Annotated in this window: 10 protein-coding genes; 1 reads left to right on the top strand and 9 read right to left on the bottom strand. The window is 70.5% G+C overall.

Annotated features, from left to right (window positions below; all coding sequences use genetic code 11):
* Position 1: 1 nt before the first annotated feature.
* The 5 genes from DAT35_RS23065 to DAT35_RS23045 are packed head-to-tail and all read right to left on the bottom strand — an operon-like array spanning position 2 to position 9,366.
* On the bottom strand, positions 2-3,727 hold the full coding sequence (locus tag DAT35_RS23065; protein WP_108069258.1) for an FG-GAP-like repeat-containing protein: 3,726 nt from the start codon (positions 3,725-3,727) through the stop codon (positions 2-4).
* 11 nt (positions 3,728-3,738) lie between these two features.
* Entirely contained in the window at positions 3,739-5,256 is a 1,518-nt protein-coding gene (locus DAT35_RS23060) for a hypothetical protein (protein WP_108069257.1), read from the bottom strand.
* Entirely contained in the window at positions 5,256-6,665 is a 1,410-nt protein-coding gene (locus DAT35_RS23055; RefSeq protein ID WP_108069256.1) for a DUF1501 domain-containing protein, read from the bottom strand. Before DAT35_RS23055 ends, DAT35_RS23060 begins: the two co-directional genes overlap by 1 nt.
* Positions 6,666-6,685: 20 nt before the next feature.
* Positions 6,686-7,354, bottom strand: coding sequence for a hypothetical protein (locus DAT35_RS23050; RefSeq protein WP_108069255.1), 669 nt, complete (start codon positions 7,352-7,354; stop codon positions 6,686-6,688).
* Positions 7,354-9,366: a DUF1585 domain-containing protein gene (locus DAT35_RS23045; RefSeq protein ID WP_108069254.1), complete on the bottom strand. Its 2,013-nt coding sequence runs from the start codon at positions 9,364-9,366 to the stop codon at positions 7,354-7,356. The genes DAT35_RS23050 and DAT35_RS23045 overlap by 1 nt, the downstream gene beginning before the upstream one ends.
* Positions 9,367-9,514: 148 nt before the next feature.
* On the opposite strand from DAT35_RS23045, the gene DAT35_RS23040 reads away from it, so the two are divergent.
* Positions 9,515-10,081 (top strand): DUF420 domain-containing protein, encoded by a 567-nt coding sequence (locus tag DAT35_RS23040; RefSeq protein ID WP_108069253.1) that lies wholly within the window; start codon positions 9,515-9,517, stop codon positions 10,079-10,081.
* Positions 10,082-10,106: 25 nt separating this feature from the next.
* Here DAT35_RS23040 and DAT35_RS23035 read toward each other — a convergent pair whose 3' ends face one another.
* The 4 genes from DAT35_RS23035 to DAT35_RS23020 form a co-directional block, all read right to left on the bottom strand.
* Positions 10,107-11,282 carry a hybrid sensor histidine kinase/response regulator gene (locus DAT35_RS23035; protein ID WP_108069252.1) on the bottom strand — a complete coding sequence of 392 codons (1,176 nt, stop codon included), beginning with the start codon at positions 11,280-11,282 and terminating at the stop codon, positions 10,107-10,109.
* A 49-nt stretch (positions 11,283-11,331) separates the two neighbouring features.
* A complete protein-coding gene (locus DAT35_RS23030) occupies positions 11,332-13,572 on the bottom strand; it encodes an ATP-binding protein (RefSeq protein WP_369946005.1) in 2,241 nt (746 codons plus the stop codon).
* Positions 13,547-14,164 (bottom strand): biliverdin-producing heme oxygenase, encoded by a 618-nt coding sequence (locus tag DAT35_RS23025; protein WP_233261651.1) that lies wholly within the window; start codon positions 14,162-14,164, stop codon positions 13,547-13,549. The genes DAT35_RS23030 and DAT35_RS23025 overlap by 26 nt, the downstream gene beginning before the upstream one ends.
* A gap of 128 nt (positions 14,165-14,292) precedes the next feature.
* On the bottom strand, positions 14,293-16,719 hold the full coding sequence (locus tag DAT35_RS23020) for a S8 family peptidase (RefSeq protein ID WP_108069251.1): 2,427 nt from the start codon (positions 16,717-16,719) through the stop codon (positions 14,293-14,295).
* Positions 16,720-16,767: the final 48 nt, after the last annotated feature.

Below are 16,767 nucleotides of genomic sequence, written 5' to 3'. Positions count from 1 at the left end.
GTCAGAAGCCGAGCGGCACCACGAAGGCCGTGCCGTTCTGCGTCCCCGTGCGGTAGCTCAGCGGCGCGCCGACGACGAGCGACGGCGGGAAGCCCGTGCTCCCCGCCACCAGCGCCAGGTCCTGGCCGAAGCCCGAGCGCTCGGACACGTCTCCCGTCAGCGTGAGCAGCGGCGTGAGCGCCCCGGTGGTGCCCGGCCCTCCCGCGTACACGAACACCGCGCCGCCGCCATCCGAGGCCACCGACGCGCCCGGCGCGCTCACCACCAGCTCCGGCACGCCGTCACCCGTCAGGTCCACCCCGCCCGCCAGCGCCGTGCCAAAGCCCACCGCTCGCGAGCGGTGCACCAGCACCTGGGGCATCAGGTCCTTCTCCAGCGCGCCCACCAGGTCCCTCCCCGTGGAAGGGTCCAGCCAGGCCTTCACCAGCTTCGCCGTGTCGAAGAGCAGCACCGCCGGCTGCGTCACGCCGTTGTAGGGCACGCCCGAGGCGCTCACCGCCAGGTAGTCCGCGCCGCTCTTGCCCAGCACGCGGCCCACGCGCGCCGTCGCCACGCCCAGCCCCATGAAGTTGATGCCCACCTCCGGGTCTCCCGCCAGCCGCACCAGCTTCGGAGCCGTGCGCCCGCCACACTTCGCACCGGTCGTGTCGTACCCGAACAGCACCGCGATGCCCGAGCGGGCACTGCCATCCGAGTAGCGCCAGGCCACCTCGTCGCAGCCATCCGCGTTCAGGTCGCCCAGCGCCACGGGCGCCGAGGTCGTCTGCGCGGTGGAGGAAGACGTCGCGAAGTAGGGCGACGAGTAGACAGGGTCGCACCCCATCGTCATCTTCGCCAGCGCGGCATCCTCCGGAGCGCGCCCCAGGAAGAGCTCGAAGCCGCTGTTGCGCAGCGTCCCGATGTCCTGCTTGCCGTCCCCGTTGAAGTCGAAGCCGCCCACCACGCCGCGCCCGATGCCCGCGCGCGAGCACGTACCGCTCGAGGCGATGCAGTTGTCCGTGATGTTGCCCAGCGCCCACAGCCGGAAGGCGGGCTTGAAGCTCCCGTCCGCCTGGCCCAGCGACACCAGCACGCCGCCCGACCCCGTGTCCGAGGTGGGGAGGCACTCGGCCTTGGCCGAGGTGAAGCCGTCCTTGAACTCCGAGGCGGTCGCGGCGCTCCTCGAGACGGTGAAGCCCGGCGCGCCCAGCACCAGGTCCGCCTTCCCATCTCCGTTGAAGTCCGTGAAGGCCACGTCCGTGCCCACGTTGCGCCCGTTGTACTTCGGCGTGGTGATGCCCTCGCCCACGAGCGTGCCCGCGCCTCCCGCCGCGCCGTACGTCCAGGCCCGGCCCGCCGACAGGTCATTGCCATCCCCGCTCGGCCCCGGACCGGACCAGCCCGGCGAGCCCACCAGCGCCACCAGGTTGCCCTTGCCGTCCTTGCCCACCGCCACCGCCTCGCCGAAGCGCTCCACGCTCGGCTTCGCCGGCACCAGGTAGCTCGAGCGCGTCCACTTCGCGAGCGAGTCACCCGACTTCACGAAGCCATCCACCCGGCCGGTGAAGGCACGCTTGTCCGCCGAGGCGCGTCCCGCGAAGACCACCAGCCCCGAGCTCCCCGGCAGCGCCCACGTCGAGAGCCCCGCTCCGAAGACATCCGCCTTCGCCAGTCCCCCCAGGAAGCCCTGAGACCTGTTGACGGCAGTGCCCCGGGTCAGTCCCGTCAGCGAGTACACCAGCACCTTGCCCGCGGAGGACAGCGAGCTCGTCCCCGAAGGGACACTCGCGTAGGGCGCGCCCAGCAGCAGCTCCACGCCCGGCTTGTCGTCCACGTCCGCCAAGGCCCAGCTGCGTCCCGCCACGACGAACTCCGCGTCTCCGTAGAACCGGGCGAAGGCATCCGCGAGCTTCACCTGCGCCGGCTTGTCCGCGGGCTCGCCCGTGGGCTTGTACGCGCTCAGGTCGAAGAGCAGCGCCGCGCCCGCGTCCCGCAGCGCCCCCTGTCCCGTGGGTTTGAGGTCCGGCGACTCCGCCCGATCCGTCAGCACCAGCAGCAGCGGAGGCCGCGTGTCATCCCCCGGGATGGCGCCCAACCGCCAGTTTCCCTCGTTGCTGTCGGCCTGATTCGAGGGCAGCACGAACGCATCCGGCGAGGCACGGAAGCTCGGGGCCTCCGCGCGCCCGAAGTACACGGACACCGCGGGCACGGCCACGTCCAGGGAGCCATCGGACTTCAAGCGCGAGACCCTGCTGACCGCGGCGAGGTCCGGCCGGCCATCCTTGTTGAGGTCCGCCACCGCCAGCATCGAGCCCAGGGCCGTCCTGGCGCGGTTCTCGACGACGCCGCTCTGCCCCAGGTCGACCCCGCCCAGACGGATGGACGCGAAATCCGGCACCGGCTGCCCCGGGGTGAGCTGGAAGATGTCCACGATGCCCCGGTTGAAGAGCGTCGTGGAGGACGCCAGGTCACCCGACGGCGAGCCCACCACCAGGTCCAGGTCCCCATCCCCGTCCACGTCCGCGAGCGCCAGTCCCGTCCCGAATGCACCCCGGCCCAACCCTGAGAGCGGCGGCCGGATGCGCTCGGGCCCGTTCGACCCGAAGCGGTACAGGTACACCGCGCCCGAGCCGTCGATGGTGACGTCCGCACCCGGCGAGGAGATGACCAGCTCCGCCTTCCCATCCTTGTCCAGGTCGCCCGCCGCCAGGCTGTCGCCGAACTTCGCCGTGTCCGTCTCCCCGGTGAGCACCCACGTGGGCTCCGAGGGCAGACCCGCCGCGCTCCCCTTGAAGATGAGCACCATGCCGGCCTGGGGCCGGGCGAGGTCACTCTCCGGCCGCCCCACCGCCACGTCGGGCACGCCGTCTCCGTCGAAGTCCGCCGTCACCACCGAGGCCGTGTCCGTGAGCTGCCCGTGGGCGATGGCATCGCGCGACAGCTCCGACAGCACGCGCACGGACACGGTCGTCGTCTGCTTCGTGAACGGGTCTTCCGCCTTCAGCAGCGCCGTGCCCGTGGCACCCGGGTCCGCCGAGAAGCGCGCTCCCTCCACAGCGCCCGGGCCGGACGTCTTCGTCCAGACCACGCGGTCACTCCCGCCCACCGTCACCAGCGGAATCGCCGAACCCGCCGGCAGCGCCAGCCGCTCCGGGTCGCCGCGCAGCACCGCGTCCGCGCGCACCTCGAACTGCAGGAGGGCCTCGTCTCCCGTGCGGCTGTCGCGCACGCGCACCAGGTCCACGCCCAGCCCTGAACCCGCCGTGTACTGGCCCGAGGACGTCAGCGTGCTGCCCCCAGCGCTGCTCTCCAGCGTGAAGACGGGCGCTCCCATCTGCCCCGTCACCTGCACCTGGAAGGACGTGCCCGGCTTCACCTGGGCGCGCGAGGGCGCCACGTCGAAGGCCGCCGACACATTCACCTGGGCACGCGCGTCTCCAGGGCAGCGCAGGTCCTCCACCACCAACGTGTCCGTGGCCGGCGTGGAACCGGCGACGAAGCGCGAGCCCCGCATCTCTCCCGAGGAGCCTCCAGGCTCGACGCGGTAGCCGTAGTGGCCGCTGCCGCCCGAGACCGTGAGCGTGACAGGGTCATTCACGCGCACCTGCTCGGGGCTCGCGGTGAGGGTGAGGGGCGGCAGGCCCGCGCATGGGTCCACCGCGGGAGGCGACTCGGGAGGCTTCTCCTCCGGGTTGCAGGCCGCGGACAGGAGCGCGAGCGTGAGGGACGCGCGAAGGACTCGGGACATGGGGGAACGCCTCACGGGTTCGCGCCGGTAGCGGCCCAGCGCTGAATGAGGGAGATGAGCTGAGGATCCAACGGGCCGTCCGCCGGCATGCGCTGCTCGCGCACCGCGGTGACGATGAGCGGCACGTTCTCCTTCCACAGCTCATACGAGGAGAGCGGCCGACCGGGCCCCGACACATGGCACTTGGCGCAGCGGGACTCGTGGATGGGGCGGATGTCCTTGTCCCAACCGAGCGCCACGGTGGAGAGGGGCTGGTAGTCGAAGGCCACCGAGCGCCGGGCCTCGGTGCCGTCCGCGTAGCGCGCCACGGCGCTCAGCGTGTGCGGCCCCGGCTCCAGGCCCACGAAGGAGTAGGGCTTCGGCGTCCCGTCCGCCTCCGCGCCACCGAGGCTGTACACGGGCCCGCGCACCGGCACCTCCACGCCCGCCACCTCGAAGGTGACGCTCAGCGGCGCCACACCCGGCATCAGGCGGGCGCGCACCACCAGCGAGTCCTCCACCACCTGCATACCCTGGAGCATGCCGAGCACCCGCGGCACCTTGCCCCGGGTGAGCGCCACCGTGTCGGCGCCGAGCTGCACCCAGGCACAACCGCTCTCGTCGGCTGCCAGGAAGAGGAACTCGCGCGTGTCCACACCCGAGGCTTCGCCCCACGTCTCCGCGTCCGCGTCGTAGACGAGGAGCTTGTCGCCCGCGCGCACCCAGACGAAGCGCCCCGCCGCCAGCACCTGCGTGGGCTTCTGCGCCAGCGACACCTGCCGCCACCCGTCCGCCGCCCGCCGCAGCAGGCGCGCCGACGTCAGCACCCACGCCTCCGCCTTGCCCTTCTCGGAAGCCCCCAGCGCCACCAGCGCCACGGGCTGCTCGTTCTCCAGGAGCGGAGCCTCGGCCTGGCGCACCTGCCAGTTGCCGGGCGCCGTCAACGCGGCGGTCCACAGCTTGCCCTGGCGGAGGAACCACAGGCCCTCGGCACCATTCTCGACCGGCGCCGCCGCCAGCGCGGAGATGCCGTCCAGCGGCTTGCCGTCCGCCTTGAGCGCGGAGATGGCCCCGTCCTGCAGCCGGTAGAGGCCCGCATCATGTCCGAGCCACGCCGCGCCGTCCGGCGTCACCGCCGTGGCCTTCAACCCCGCGCCCAGGGCCTCGCGCCAGGACGGAGCGATGAGCCAGCCCGACTGCGCCATGAAGAGGCCATTGTCGGCCTCCACCAGCGCCGAGCCCGGCCCCATGCGGAACACCGCGTGGATGGGCCCCGGCTCCACGGTGTTCCCCGGGTGGTTCTCCAACGCGGCCCGCGTCCCGTCCAACCGCAAGCGCAGCGCCTCGCCCGCCGCCGTCGCGAAGATGCCGCCTCCCGTCTGATCCGCGAACCCCGGCGCCGAGGCGACATCCGCCTGGGCCTTCGTCTGCACCGGCTCGAAGGGCTCGGGGCTCGGATGGTCCTGGGGAAGGGACGGCGTGGAGTCGCAGGCGGCCAACAGGCCCGCCAGCAGGAAGGGGCCAATACGGAACGAGGCTCGAGTCTTCATTACACCGCCAACAGGGACCGGAGAGGTTCGACACGCGTGATGCTGTAGTCCAGCCCGGCGGATGCCAGCACCGTCGCGATGATGTGCTCGGGGAGGATGTTGGTGCCGTTGTTCGGATCCGCCGCACCCGTCTTCAGGTCCACCACGGCCGGCGCCATGGCGATGTCGCCGCTGTAGCCGAACACCGTGTTGTGCTTGAGCCCCGCGCCCATCATCAGGCAGCTGTTGGTGAGGTGGTGGTCGCGGCCGTTCGTGGAGTTGATGAGCGGCGTGCGGGCGAACTCGGAGTAGACCAGGATGGTGGTGTGGTCCATGAAGTTGCCGCCCGAGGGGTGCGCGGTGGCCCGCAGGTCATCCACCAGCATGCCGAGCGCGTCGAAGCCGGCCCGCAGGTTGCTCGCGTGCGTCGTCTGCGAGCCGAAGTGCGTGTCCAGGCCTCCCGCGAGGTTGATGGACACGCACTGGCTGATGCCCTGCTTGAGCGCGGTGGCCACCAGCGCCGCCCGGCCCGCCGAGTTGTCGAAGGAGCCGTTGCGCGTCGTCCCCGTGTCCGACAGGCCGTAGAAGCTGCGGACGGCCGCGTTCTGCGGCAGCTCGAACTTGAAGGACTGGTCCAGCTTGCCCGACACCACCTGCTGCATCTGTCCGCGGCTCGTGGCGTACGAGTCGCCCACGCCGCCCGCGCCATACGCCGCCTGCTCGCAGGTGATGGGCTGCCCGCGGAAGTCCACGAGCTGCTTCTCCAGCTCGCTGTCGAGCACGGTGGAGCTCGCCGAGAGCGTGAGCAGCAGGTCATTCGCCTTGCTCACCTTGAGCGCGTTGGCGCTCCCCGCGTAGCGGTCGTTGTACGACTCCACCCCGTACGCGATGGACGGAATGGGGACCGCGGGGAACATCTGCCCGACGACCTCCGTCGCCGTGGACGAGCCACGGGCCGCGGCGCCGATGGGACGCTTGCCGGTGATGAAGTAGCGCATGCCCTCTTCATGCGCGAGCGTGGTCATGTTGATGCCGCGCACCACCGTCATCAGGTCGTAGTGGGCCGCCAGCCGGGTGCCCACCCCCGGACCGAAGGTGATGTTGGACGGCGCCGTGCCCGCACGCATCTCCGGCACGATGGGCCGGGAGGGGAAGCGCGAGTCGGTGAAGAGGTTGTAGCCCGGGAGGATGCGCGTCTCCGACACCCGCTCGGGGGTGAAGACGTCGGGGTCCCTCGGGTCGAAGGCGAGCAGCTGATCCCACCCACCCGCGAAGTAGACGAAGACGAAGCAGCGGTCCGCGGGCTTGAGCGCGGCCGTCTGCGCGAAGGCGCGGAAGGGCAGCCCCCCCAGCAGGGTGGAGCCCATGAAGCCAGCGGCGGCCTTGAGGAAGGTCCGGCGCCCGGAAGAAGTCTCGTGGTTCTTTTTCATGGCTGCAGGTTCCCGGGCCTTCAGTAGGTGAGGAAGCGCGAGTCCGTCATCAGACCGATGCACACGGCCGCCAGGGCCTGGTCTCGCTTCTTGATGGTCTCCGCACGCGCCGCCGCCTGGGTGAAGAAGCCCGCCCAGCGCGTCAGCTCCTCGCCCTCCAGGGGCACGCCCCAGAAGCGCGTGGACAGGTACACGAGCAGCTCACGCACCTGGGCATCGGTGAGCTTGCGCAGGTCCCCCACCGCCCCGGTGGGCAGCGTGCGGGAGAGCACGCGCAGCTTTGGATCCGTCGCGGACGCATTCACGTCGGCGGCGGCCTGGGCCACGCACACCTCGCGCGCCCCGTCCTCGAGGAACTTGGCGAAGACGAGGTTGGGCTCGGTGCTCTCGATGTTGACGAGCGCGTAGTCGGCCCGGCCCAGCGTGGTCGCCAGGTTCTCGAGCCCCGCCCACGGCCGGCCCACCGCCACTTCGATGGAGCGGCCGAGCTGGTTCACGGTGAGACGGCGCGGGGCGCGGCCCACCCGGCCATCCTGGAGCTCGGGGTCCGGCAGCTGCGCGGCCGAGTCCCCCTCGTGCGGATTCACCACGGGCTCGAGCTGGCCATCCACCGGGGGCGGAGTGACGGGGGTCTTCTCACACGCGGCGACGCCGAGCACGAGGAACGCGGACAAGAGCAGGCGTCGCATCAGTCGATCCTCCGGTAGGCATCGGACATCACCAGACGCTCGATGAGCGCCTTGAAGCGGTGGCCGTCGCGCGCGAACTCCTGGGCGAACGGCTCGAGGTAGAGGCGCTGCTCCTCCACCGACATGGGCCGGCCGAGGAACTCCTGCCACACGCGCTTCACCGTGCAGCGCTCCAGGTCGCCCGTCTGCAGCATGCGCTGCACCAGCAGCGCGGGGCCGCCGTCGATGTTCTTCTCCTCGTCCGCGGTGCGGTAGAGGTACGTCTTGAGCATGCCCAGCGAGCTGGCTCCGTCGCCGTCATAGGCCTGCATCACGTACTGGCCGCACTCGTTGTTGCACGTGGTGTTGCCGGAGAGCGCGCAGTCGCGGCACTTGGGGTCGTAGCGGGGGAAGTGGTCCGGGTCGAGGAAGAGCGCGGCACGCTCGGCGTAGCGGCCCCAGTGGGCGCCGGTGGGCTCGATGGTGGCGTGGCAGTAGTTGCAGCCGCAGCGCTTGGCCAGGTTGTTCTCCCGGTTGCACGCGTCCTCGGCGGCCGGCTGGCGGGCGTTGTCCGGCGGAGCGAACGTCTTGCACAGGAAGGCCGAGTAGAAGTGGTTGACGCGCGCGCGCTGGGTGGGGAAGCGGTAGAGGTAGGAGGCCGTGGTGAGCACGCCGGATTGGTCAGGCGAGCGCACGTACTCCTTCCAGGTGTCCGCCTGCGCGAAGGGGATGGCGGGCAGCGCGTCCGTCTCCGCCGGAGGCGTGGCGCTGAAGACGCCCACGCCCTGCTGGGTATCCCGGTAGAGCTCGGAGAGCGGCCCGTTCACGAAGGAGCGGCGCGTGGTGAGGATGTTGAAGTAGGGCTCGTCGCGGCGCACCACCGAGTCGGCGATGAGCTCGGGCTCCGTATTGATGGCCGCCACGCGGGAATTGTGGGTGGTGCCGTTGGGGGCCTCGCAGCGGTCCATGCCCTCGCCGCAGCCGCAGCTGCGATCACTGGCGAAGCGCGCGGTGGTGCAGGGCTCCAGCGTCCAGGGGTTGGCCGTGCGCTTCTGCGCCTCGATGGCGCACACGTTCACCGCCGGGCCCGAGGCATTCCAGAAGGGCGCGGGCTGCGACACGTAGCCCTCGCGCTGCAGACAGCCGGTCTGCGGCACGTAGGAGCCCTTGATGCCGCTCCTCAGGGTGAGGTTGAGCGTGCAGCGGTCCAGCCGCTTCGTCACGTTGGACGGAGCGTCGGGGTACTCGAAGGCCACCACCTTGCCCGCCCCATCCAGGATCTCCGAGGTGAAGTTGGCCGACGTGGGCTTGCACAGGTGCGGCGACAGCTTCGTCGTCGAGCCGCTGACGGTGACGCGCCGCATGTCGCAGAAGTAGAGGTACTTCCCGCCCGTGCCCAGGAGATTCGCGGCGGACGCCTTGGCGCACGAATCGAGGGTGGCATCCGCCGTGTCCAGCCGGGTGCAGGTGTAGAAGTTGCCGTTGTAGTCCCAGCTCACCGGCAGGGGCACACCGCGCTCGTCGTAGCGCTCCTTCGCGCAGGCCGCCGCGTCCGCGGGAAGCGCGGGGTCCGCGTGCGGATCCTGCCGGGCGTCACAGACGTCCTGGTTGATGTAGCTGTCACAGCCCTGGCCGTTGGCGCCGCGCAGGGCCGTGCTGCTGTTGTTGCGCAGCCCCATGGCATCGCCGGCTCCGCCAGCGCCCACGATGCGCGAGTTGCTGTTGTTGTTGACGCTGGCGCTCACGTTGCTCCAGAGGAGCGAACGGTGGTAGGCGCGGACGCGGGTGTAGAACTCTTCCTTGTCCATCAGCGCGCGGACGTCCTCGACCGTCACCTCGCCCTTGGCGCGCGCCGCCTGGTACTCCTCATAGGTGGGCGGGCGACCGAGCAGGTCCAGGGAGAGTTGGCGCAGGTGGCGCTCAAGGGGAACCTTCGACACCGGGGCACACACCGGCCCGTCCGCGAGGACAGGGGGGGCCGCCAGGAAGGCGGCGGTGGCCAACGGAGCGAGGAAGCGTCGTGCGAAGCGCACGGGAACCTCCGGGGGGATGCAGCGGGGGGAAACTGCACCGCTCCTTATGCCAGGAATTCCTGTTAATGGCTATACGCCTGCTCTTGTAACAGAGAAGCAGGCCTTCACAGGTTGCACGCGGGGCACAGTCGGGACAGAAAGGTGCGCCATGAACGACGCCGCCCAGGCCCCTCTCCCCCGCGTGAGCGATCGCAACTTCTACATTTTTACGGCGGTGGTATCCGCCGCCGCGCTCGCGTTCCTCGCGTACATTCTCCTCATCCGCCGAGGAGGACCGGTGGGCGGGGTGGATCTGCGCTTCCTGCCGGCGGTGAACGCGAGCCTCAACGCGCTGGCGGCGGTGTTCCTGGCGTCGGGCTGGGTGGCCATCCGCCGCAAAGCGAGGCGCGTGCACCAGTACCTGATGGTGTCCGCCTTCGCGTCCTCGGCGCTCTTCCTGGTGTGCTACCTGGCCTACCACTTCGTGCACGGCGACACGCGCTACGCGGGGGGCGGGGTGCTCAAAGCGGTGTACCTGCTCATCCTCGCCAGCCACGTGCTGCTGTCCATCTTCGTGGTGCCGGGCGCGCTGCTGTCCTTCTACTTCGCATGGCGCAACGCCTTCGAACGTCACAAGAAGGTAACACGGTGGCTGGCCCCCATCTGGCTCTACGTGTCCGTGACGGGCGTGGTCATCTTCTTCATGCTGCGCGGCAGCCTGCCCACGTCGCCTTGAGGGACTGACGCACGGCAGCGGAGCGTCAGGCGGACGGCTCCGGAGAGGACGCCCTCACGCTCAGCCCGCGCTGCAGGCGCACGGTGAAGCTCGAGCCCTTGCCCTCCTCGCTCTCCACGGTGAGGGTGCCACCGTGCAGGAGCACCAGGCGGTGCGCGCTGGCCAGCCCCACGCCACTGCCGGAGATGACCGGAGCCACGTTCCGGCCCCGGCGGAAGCGCTCGAAGATGTGGGGCAGGTCCTCGGCCGGAATCCCCATCCCCTGGTCCTGCACGCACAGCCGCACCCAGCCCTCGGGGCCCGGAGACTCCTCCCTCAGCCACACGTCGATGGTGCCGCCCCTCGGGCTGTACTTCACGGCGTTGCCCAGCAGGTTGTCCAACACCCGCTCCAGGCTCCCCCCGTCCCAGCGGCCCACGAAGTCCGTGCCCTCCACGTGCAGGCGCACCGGGTGCGTGGACGCCAGCGGCGCCAGCTCGCGCACCTTGGTCCGCACCAGCGCGAACAGGTCCACCGGCTCGCGCCGCAAGGGGCGCTCCCCTCCCCGCGTCACCTCCAGGAAGTGGTCGATGAGCTCGCCCATCCGCTGCGTGCCGCGCAATATCTGCTCCAGCCGCGCATTCACGCCAGGCGTGTTCGCCTCCGCCGGCAGCTGACGGCGCAGCAGCTGGGTGCTCAGGAGGATGCTCTGCAGCGGCCCCTTGAGGTCATGGGTGGCGATGGCGAAGAACTCGTCACGCACCGCCAGGGCCTCGCGCGCCGCCCGCTCGGCGCGCTCCGCCTGGCGGCGGTGCTCCTCCAGCTCGCGAATCATCCGCACCGACTCCACCGCGGTGCGCAGACTGTGGCGCAGGCGCTCCGGAGAGAAGCCGTCCTTGAGGAGGTAGTCGTGAGCGCCGGACTTCATCGCCTCCACCGCCACGCGCTCGCTGCCGCTGCCGGTGAACACCACCACCGCCGGCAGCCGCTCCTCGCACTGCTCGCGCAACGTGCGCAGGAGGGCCACCCCATCCATGCCCGGCAGGTGGAAGTCCAGCACGAGCGCGTCCGGCAACGGGGCGTGCCGAAGACGCTCCAGGGCCTCCTCGGCGGTGTTGGCCAGCTCCACCTCCCACCGGGTCTCCGTGTCCTTCTCGAGCGCCCGACGCAGGGCCCGCTGATCCGCGAGGCTGTCCTCGACGAGGAGCACGCTCAGCTTCATCCCTGGGACTCCTCCCCTCCCGGCAGACGCAGCGGCCGTCCCCCCTCCATCACCGGGGCCTCTCGCCCAGGGTGAAGAAGAAGGTGGAGCCCTGTCCGGGAGTGGACTCCACCCATAGCTCGCCCCCGTGCAACCGCACGAGCCGCCGGGCGATGGCCAGCCCCGCCCCCGTGCCTCCTCCATAGGCATGAGCGGGATGCAGCCGACGGAACATCTCGAAGATGTTCTCGTGGAATTGCTCGGGGATGCCGATGCCGTTGTCTCGCACGAAGAAGACGTATTCATCTGGCCGCCGCCGTGCCGGCACGGAGACGGCATCTGCCGGGGAGATGAAACCCACTTCCACCCAACGGGGCTCGCCCGGCTGGTGGTACTTGGCGGCATTGGTGAAGAGGTTGGCCCAGACCTGCTGAATGCGGACCCGGTCACATTCCACCCGGGGCAGGCCCCGGGGAATGCGCACCTCCACCTGGTTCTCTCGCAGGCGGGCGGACACGGTGAGCAGCACCTCGTCCACCAGCTCGTGCATGTCCACCTCGCCCCAGGCGAGCTCCACGCACCCCGCCCGGCTGTACTCGAAGAGGGCATCCATCTGGTTCTGGGTGCGACCGGCGAGCCGCCGCACCTCCTCGAGCTGTTGACGCCCGTCGGGCCCCAGGGCTTCGCCCTGGTCCTCGAGAAGGAAGCCCACGTACTGCTGGATGCCGCGCAGCGGTTCCTTCAAGTCGTGCGCCACGGTGCCACTGAAGGCATCCAGCTCCGCGTTGGAGCGGGCGAGGGCGGCGGCATGCCGCAACAACACGCCCACCAGCGCGCCGCGGAAGCCCACCACGGTGGCCATGTCCTCCGCGGTCCAGGGGAGGCTCGTTCCGCGCACCGTCTCCTGCCAGGCGGCGAAGGAGGCGCGAGGGTGGAGGCGGCTGGCGCCGGGCCCGGGCACCACCGGCTTCTGGGGATTGCCGGCCCAGGTGACGGTCCGGGCCATCTCCGGGCGGAACCAGAGGACGAAGTGGGGGGCGGTCGCGTCCAACCGCACCGCGAGCAGGCCGCTGGCCACGTCCGCGTACCCGGCGGCGGGCGGGTGGAGCTGTCCGAGCCGGGCCGTGTGGAAGGTGCCGTCGAAGTGCTGCCCCGCGAGCCAGCCGGCCAGCGCCACCACCTCGTCGGCGGAGGGCGTGGCGCCCACGAGAATGGGAGCCCCGCCGAACAGCAGGGCACCACCGCCCGCTCCGGCGAGGCCGAGCAGGAGCTCTCCCTGACGGGACAGGGCCACGGGCAACGTCCCCGCCTCCGCGGAAAGCGGCTCCACCAACTCCGACTGGAAGCGGGCGCGGCGGGCGAGCTCGGCGGACACGCTGGCGCGCTCCTCGGACGCGAGCTGCAACACCACCAGCCGGGCCAGCACGTCACAGGCGCGGCGCGTGGCGGCCGGCACCAGCAGGGGCGTGCGGTGGTGGCAGGCGATGAGGCCCCACAGCTCGCCCTCGCGCACCAGCGAGATGGACATGGAGGCGCTCACCCGGAGGTTGGCGAGGTACTCCAGGTGCACCGGGGACACGCTGCGCAGGGCCGCGTCCGACAAGTCCAACGGGCGCCCGAGGTCCGGCAGGATGGCGGGCACCAGGGGCACGGGCGCGGCGCGCGCATCGGCGATGAGGCGCAGGGTGTTGCGCGTGTAGAGGGCACGGGCCTGCGCGGGAATGTCGCTGGCGGGGAAGTGCTGGCCCAAAAGGTCGTCCATGGTCACATCGCGGCTCTCCGCCACCACCTCGCCATGCCAGTCCGCGTCGAAGCGGTACACCATCACCCGGTCGAAGAGGGTGAGCGAGCGCACCGCCTCCACCACCGCCTGGAGCAGCCCCAGCGGGCCCTGGGCACGCGCCAGCGGCGAGAGGAGCAGTTCCACCATGGCCAGCGCATCCTCCTCGCTGCCCACCTCCGAGAAGGGCTCCAACTCCAGCACCCCCAGTCCGTCACTGCGGTGCAGCAGGCCCACGAAGAAGCGGCCCGCGGCCTCGATGCGCACACGCTCGGGGGTGGGAGGGAGCAGGGCCCGGGTGAGGATGGCAAGCGACGAGGGAGGGAGCACCTCTCCCAGCGGCCGGCCCAGGAGCGCCTCCGGCGGACGCCCCAGCATCTCCTGGGTGTTGGCGCTCACCACCTTCACGGTGAGGTCCGGCTCCGAGAAGGCCAGCAACACACCATGCGGCTGGATGCCCCCCAGCAGATGGATGGGCTCGCGCTCGCACTGGGACAGGTCCGCCTCAGAGATGGGAGGGAGCATCGCCATGGACCTCGCGGAGCCATGCCTCGAAGGCATCGAAGGTGTCCTGGGCCCCCCGCACCACACGGGGAGCGAGTGCCGGCTCCGGACAGAGGCGGAGCAGGGCCTCGCCGAAGTCCTTCCACATGGGCCCCACGGCCTCGCCATAGGCCCGGAAGAAGGCGAACTCCCCCGCGGACACGCCATCGAAGTGGCGCACGAGGTGGCGGAGGATGAGCTGCCCTCCCAGTGTCGAGCCCTCCAGCACATACAGGGCCCCGAGCGCCTCGGGCACATCCGGCAGCGGAGGAAGGTGCGAGAGCCAGGGCAGGCGCGCCAGCGAGGCATCGTCGTGGCCGAGCGCCCGGAGGTCCTCCTCCAACAGGGGGAGCTTCCAGCGCTCGTCGAGGCGCAAGTCGGCCGCGAGCTCCTCCAACCTCACGCCGAGGGCCGCCTCCAGTGGGGCATGCAGGCCGAACAGCGCTTCCAGGTGGCGCCGGTATCCGGACAGGGTCAGCTCCGGAGACAGCAGGCGTACCACGCGCTCGGCGCGCTCGTGGTGGGGGCGGGTCTCCGCCTTCAACGTCCGTAAAAGGGTGCGGGGCTCGGAGGAGAACAAGACTCCTCCGAGCATGCGCATGGGCCGCGAATCAGGGAACGCTCACGATGTCCAAATGTCCACCTTCCGCCAGCCCGGTGGAGAGGGGACGCATGGAGCGAGCCCCTCCCCGGGTACGCCCTACCCCCTCACGGAGGAATGCACACGCCGCCGCCCGCGTCGTCGTCGTCGCAGACGTAGCCCGTGCGGCAGGTGCCCTGCATCCCCACGTCCGTGCAGGTGGCGAAGCAGTAGGCCGCGGTGCCGTCCGTGGTGAACTCGCACTTGGAGCCCGCGGGGCAGTCCTTCGCGATGCAGCTCCGGGTGCAATACCCCCCGGGGAAGTTGGTGGCACAGAAGCCATCGCCGCACTGGCTGCTGCTGGTGCAGGGCTTGCCGATGACGGACGTCGAGGGCTGCTCGTCATCCGACTGGTAGGGCACGAGGGCGAAGCTGATGTTGCCCACCGTCTGGTCCACCGCCAGGGGAATGGACTCGATGGTGGTGGCGTCGCGCCAGAAGCCCACGCGCTCTCCATCCTCGAAGAGCTCGTTGTCCCCGTCCTCGTCGATGGTGGCGATGGCGTAGTACGTCTGGGGAGCCAGCTTCAGACTGTAGGCATAGCCGCCGGACGACGACACCAGTGCGATGGCACCATCATCCACCTTCCACTCATCGTTGTCGTCCAGGTAGAGGAAGGCGACGATGGCGTCCTTGTCCTGGGCGGCGCCCACCTGGAACTTCACCAGCACGTCGGTCTTGTTCCCGTTGTCACCGGAGAGGGACACCTGGGCCAGGTAGTTGCCGTTGGACAGCCCCGCCGTGTTGACGGACACCGCGAGCGGCTTCGACTCATAGGCCGCCAGCTCCAGCGTGTTGCCCTTGGGGAAGGACAGCGCGGAGGCCTTCGTGCCCGAGGCCGCCGCGGTCACCCGGAGCGTGCCACCGCCCACGTTGCGCACCGCGAGCTGCTGGGTGCCGCTGCCGGTGAAGGAGAGCTGGGTGGAGCCCACGCCGAGCTTCGGCGGCTCCGCGGGAAGGGTTCCACCGTTGGCGACCCGCTGCGCCTCGCGCACGGCGGCCTGGGCATTGACGAGCCCGGCACCACACCCCTCGGTGCACTGGCTGTTGGTGTCAGCGGTGCTCTTGAGGATCTGCTTCGCCTGGGCCGGGGTGAGGCCCGGGTACACCGACTTCATCAGCGCCACGATACCGGCCACGTGCGGGGAGGCCATGCTGGTGCCCTGGTAGTAGGCCCAGATGGGCTGGTTGGTCTCATCCACGATGGTGGAGAGCACGCCGTCCGGCTTGCCGTCGCCATTGAGGTCCTCGGCCGTCTCGCCACCGGTGGCCATGACGTCCACGGCGCTGCCGTAGTTGGAGTAGCTGGCGCGCTTGCCATTGAAGCGCGTGGCACCCACGCAGATGACGTTCTGCTGGTTGCACGGCGAGAACTTGCTGGCCTCGATGTTCGAGTTGCCCGCGGCGACGACGATGATGACGCCCTTGCCCATGGCGGCGTCGATGACCTCCTGCAGCGCCTGGCTGGGGCTGTTCTGCCCGCCAAGGCTCATGTTGATGACCTGGGCGGGGTTGTTGTTGTGGGGCAGGCCGGCGACGTCGATGCCGGCGGCCCACTGGATGCCCGCGGCGATGTCGGCGAACGAGCCGCCGCTGCTGCCCAGCACGCGCACCGGCAGGAGCTTGCCGCTCCAGGTGACACCGGCCACGCCCTGGTTGTCGTTCGACACCGCGCCGATGGTGCCGGCCACGTGCGAGCCGTGCCAGGAGGAGCCCCCGTTGGGCTGGTCCTTGCCCTTGTCCGTGGGATCCGTGTCGCGCCCGTTGCCGTCCCCCGCCGAGCTCACATCCGAAATCATGTCGGCGCCCGCGACGACGCGGCCGTCCAGGTCCGGGTGCTTGACGATGCCCGTATCCAGCACGCCGATGACGACGTTGCTGGAACCCGTGGTGATGTCCCAGGCGGCGGGCAGGTTCATCATCGGGTAGTGCCACTGGCGCGCGTACCCGGGATCATTGGGCGTTTTGAAGGCGTGGAAGCGCAGGTTCTTCTCCGCGTAGCTCACGCCGCTCATCTTCGCGACCAGCCGGGCCAGGTCCGCCGTCTCCTGCACCTTCATGGCGCGCATCTCGACGGGCTCGTAGCCGATGAGATGCAGGTGCTCGGTGATGTAACCCTTGTGCACCGCGCGGTAGCCGGGGAGGCTCACGCGGGCCAGCGCGTCGGCCTCGGACAGTTGGGCCTCCTCGAAACGGACGATGACATCACCGGGAACGGCGTCGGCGTCCCCCGAGTCGCTGGTGGCGAGCTCCGCGCGCCGCACGCCCTGCTGCTGCTGGGCGGCAACAGCGGCGGAGATGGACTTCGAGAGCCGCTGCCGGACTCCGGCGTCTCGCAGCAGCGCGGACCGGACGGTCTCGGTGGGAGTGGACTGGAGGCGGAACGGGGTCAGGGTTCCCTTCACCGTCCCTGTTGTGGAAGGAGCCGGCGGCTCCTCCGTCAACGTACAGGCAGTGAAGCCCAACATCCCCAGAAGGGCGAAACGGCGGATCATGAAAGATTCCTCGGACGCAGAAAGGGTCCGGGTCCGACGCTAGAGCCC

The organism is Vitiosangium sp. GDMCC 1.1324, from assembly GCF_003044305.1.
In the GTDB taxonomy this organism is placed as follows: domain Bacteria; phylum Myxococcota; class Myxococcia; order Myxococcales; family Myxococcaceae; genus Archangium.
Note: the sequence above shows the minus strand (reverse complement) of the source record. Positions and strands in the feature narration are given on the sequence as shown.

What these genes read in the sequence shown, in the direction of transcription:
- DAT35_RS23065 (WP_108069258.1), bottom strand. Translation starts at nt 3,727, where the DNA reads ATGTCCCGAGTCCTTCGCGCGTCCCTCACGCTCGCGCTCCTGTCCGCG.
- DAT35_RS23060 (WP_108069257.1), bottom strand. Translation starts at nt 5,256, where the DNA reads ATGAAGACTCGAGCCTCGTTCCGTATTGGCCCCTTCCTGCTGGCGGGC.
- DAT35_RS23055 (WP_108069256.1), bottom strand. Translation starts at nt 6,665, where the DNA reads ATGAAAAAGAACCACGAGACTTCTTCCGGGCGCCGGACCTTCCTCAAG.
- DAT35_RS23050 (WP_108069255.1), bottom strand. Translation starts at nt 7,354, where the DNA reads ATGCGACGCCTGCTCTTGTCCGCGTTCCTCGTGCTCGGCGTCGCCGCG.
- DAT35_RS23040 (WP_108069253.1), top strand. Translation starts at nt 9,515, where the DNA reads ATGAACGACGCCGCCCAGGCCCCTCTCCCCCGCGTGAGCGATCGCAAC.
- DAT35_RS23035 (WP_108069252.1), bottom strand. Translation starts at nt 11,282, where the DNA reads ATGAAGCTGAGCGTGCTCCTCGTCGAGGACAGCCTCGCGGATCAGCGG.
- DAT35_RS23030 (WP_369946005.1), bottom strand. Translation starts at nt 13,572, where the DNA reads ATGGCGATGCTCCCTCCCATCTCTGAGGCGGACCTGTCCCAGTGCGAG.
- DAT35_RS23020 (WP_108069251.1), bottom strand. Translation starts at nt 16,719, where the DNA reads ATGATCCGCCGTTTCGCCCTTCTGGGGATGTTGGGCTTCACTGCCTGT.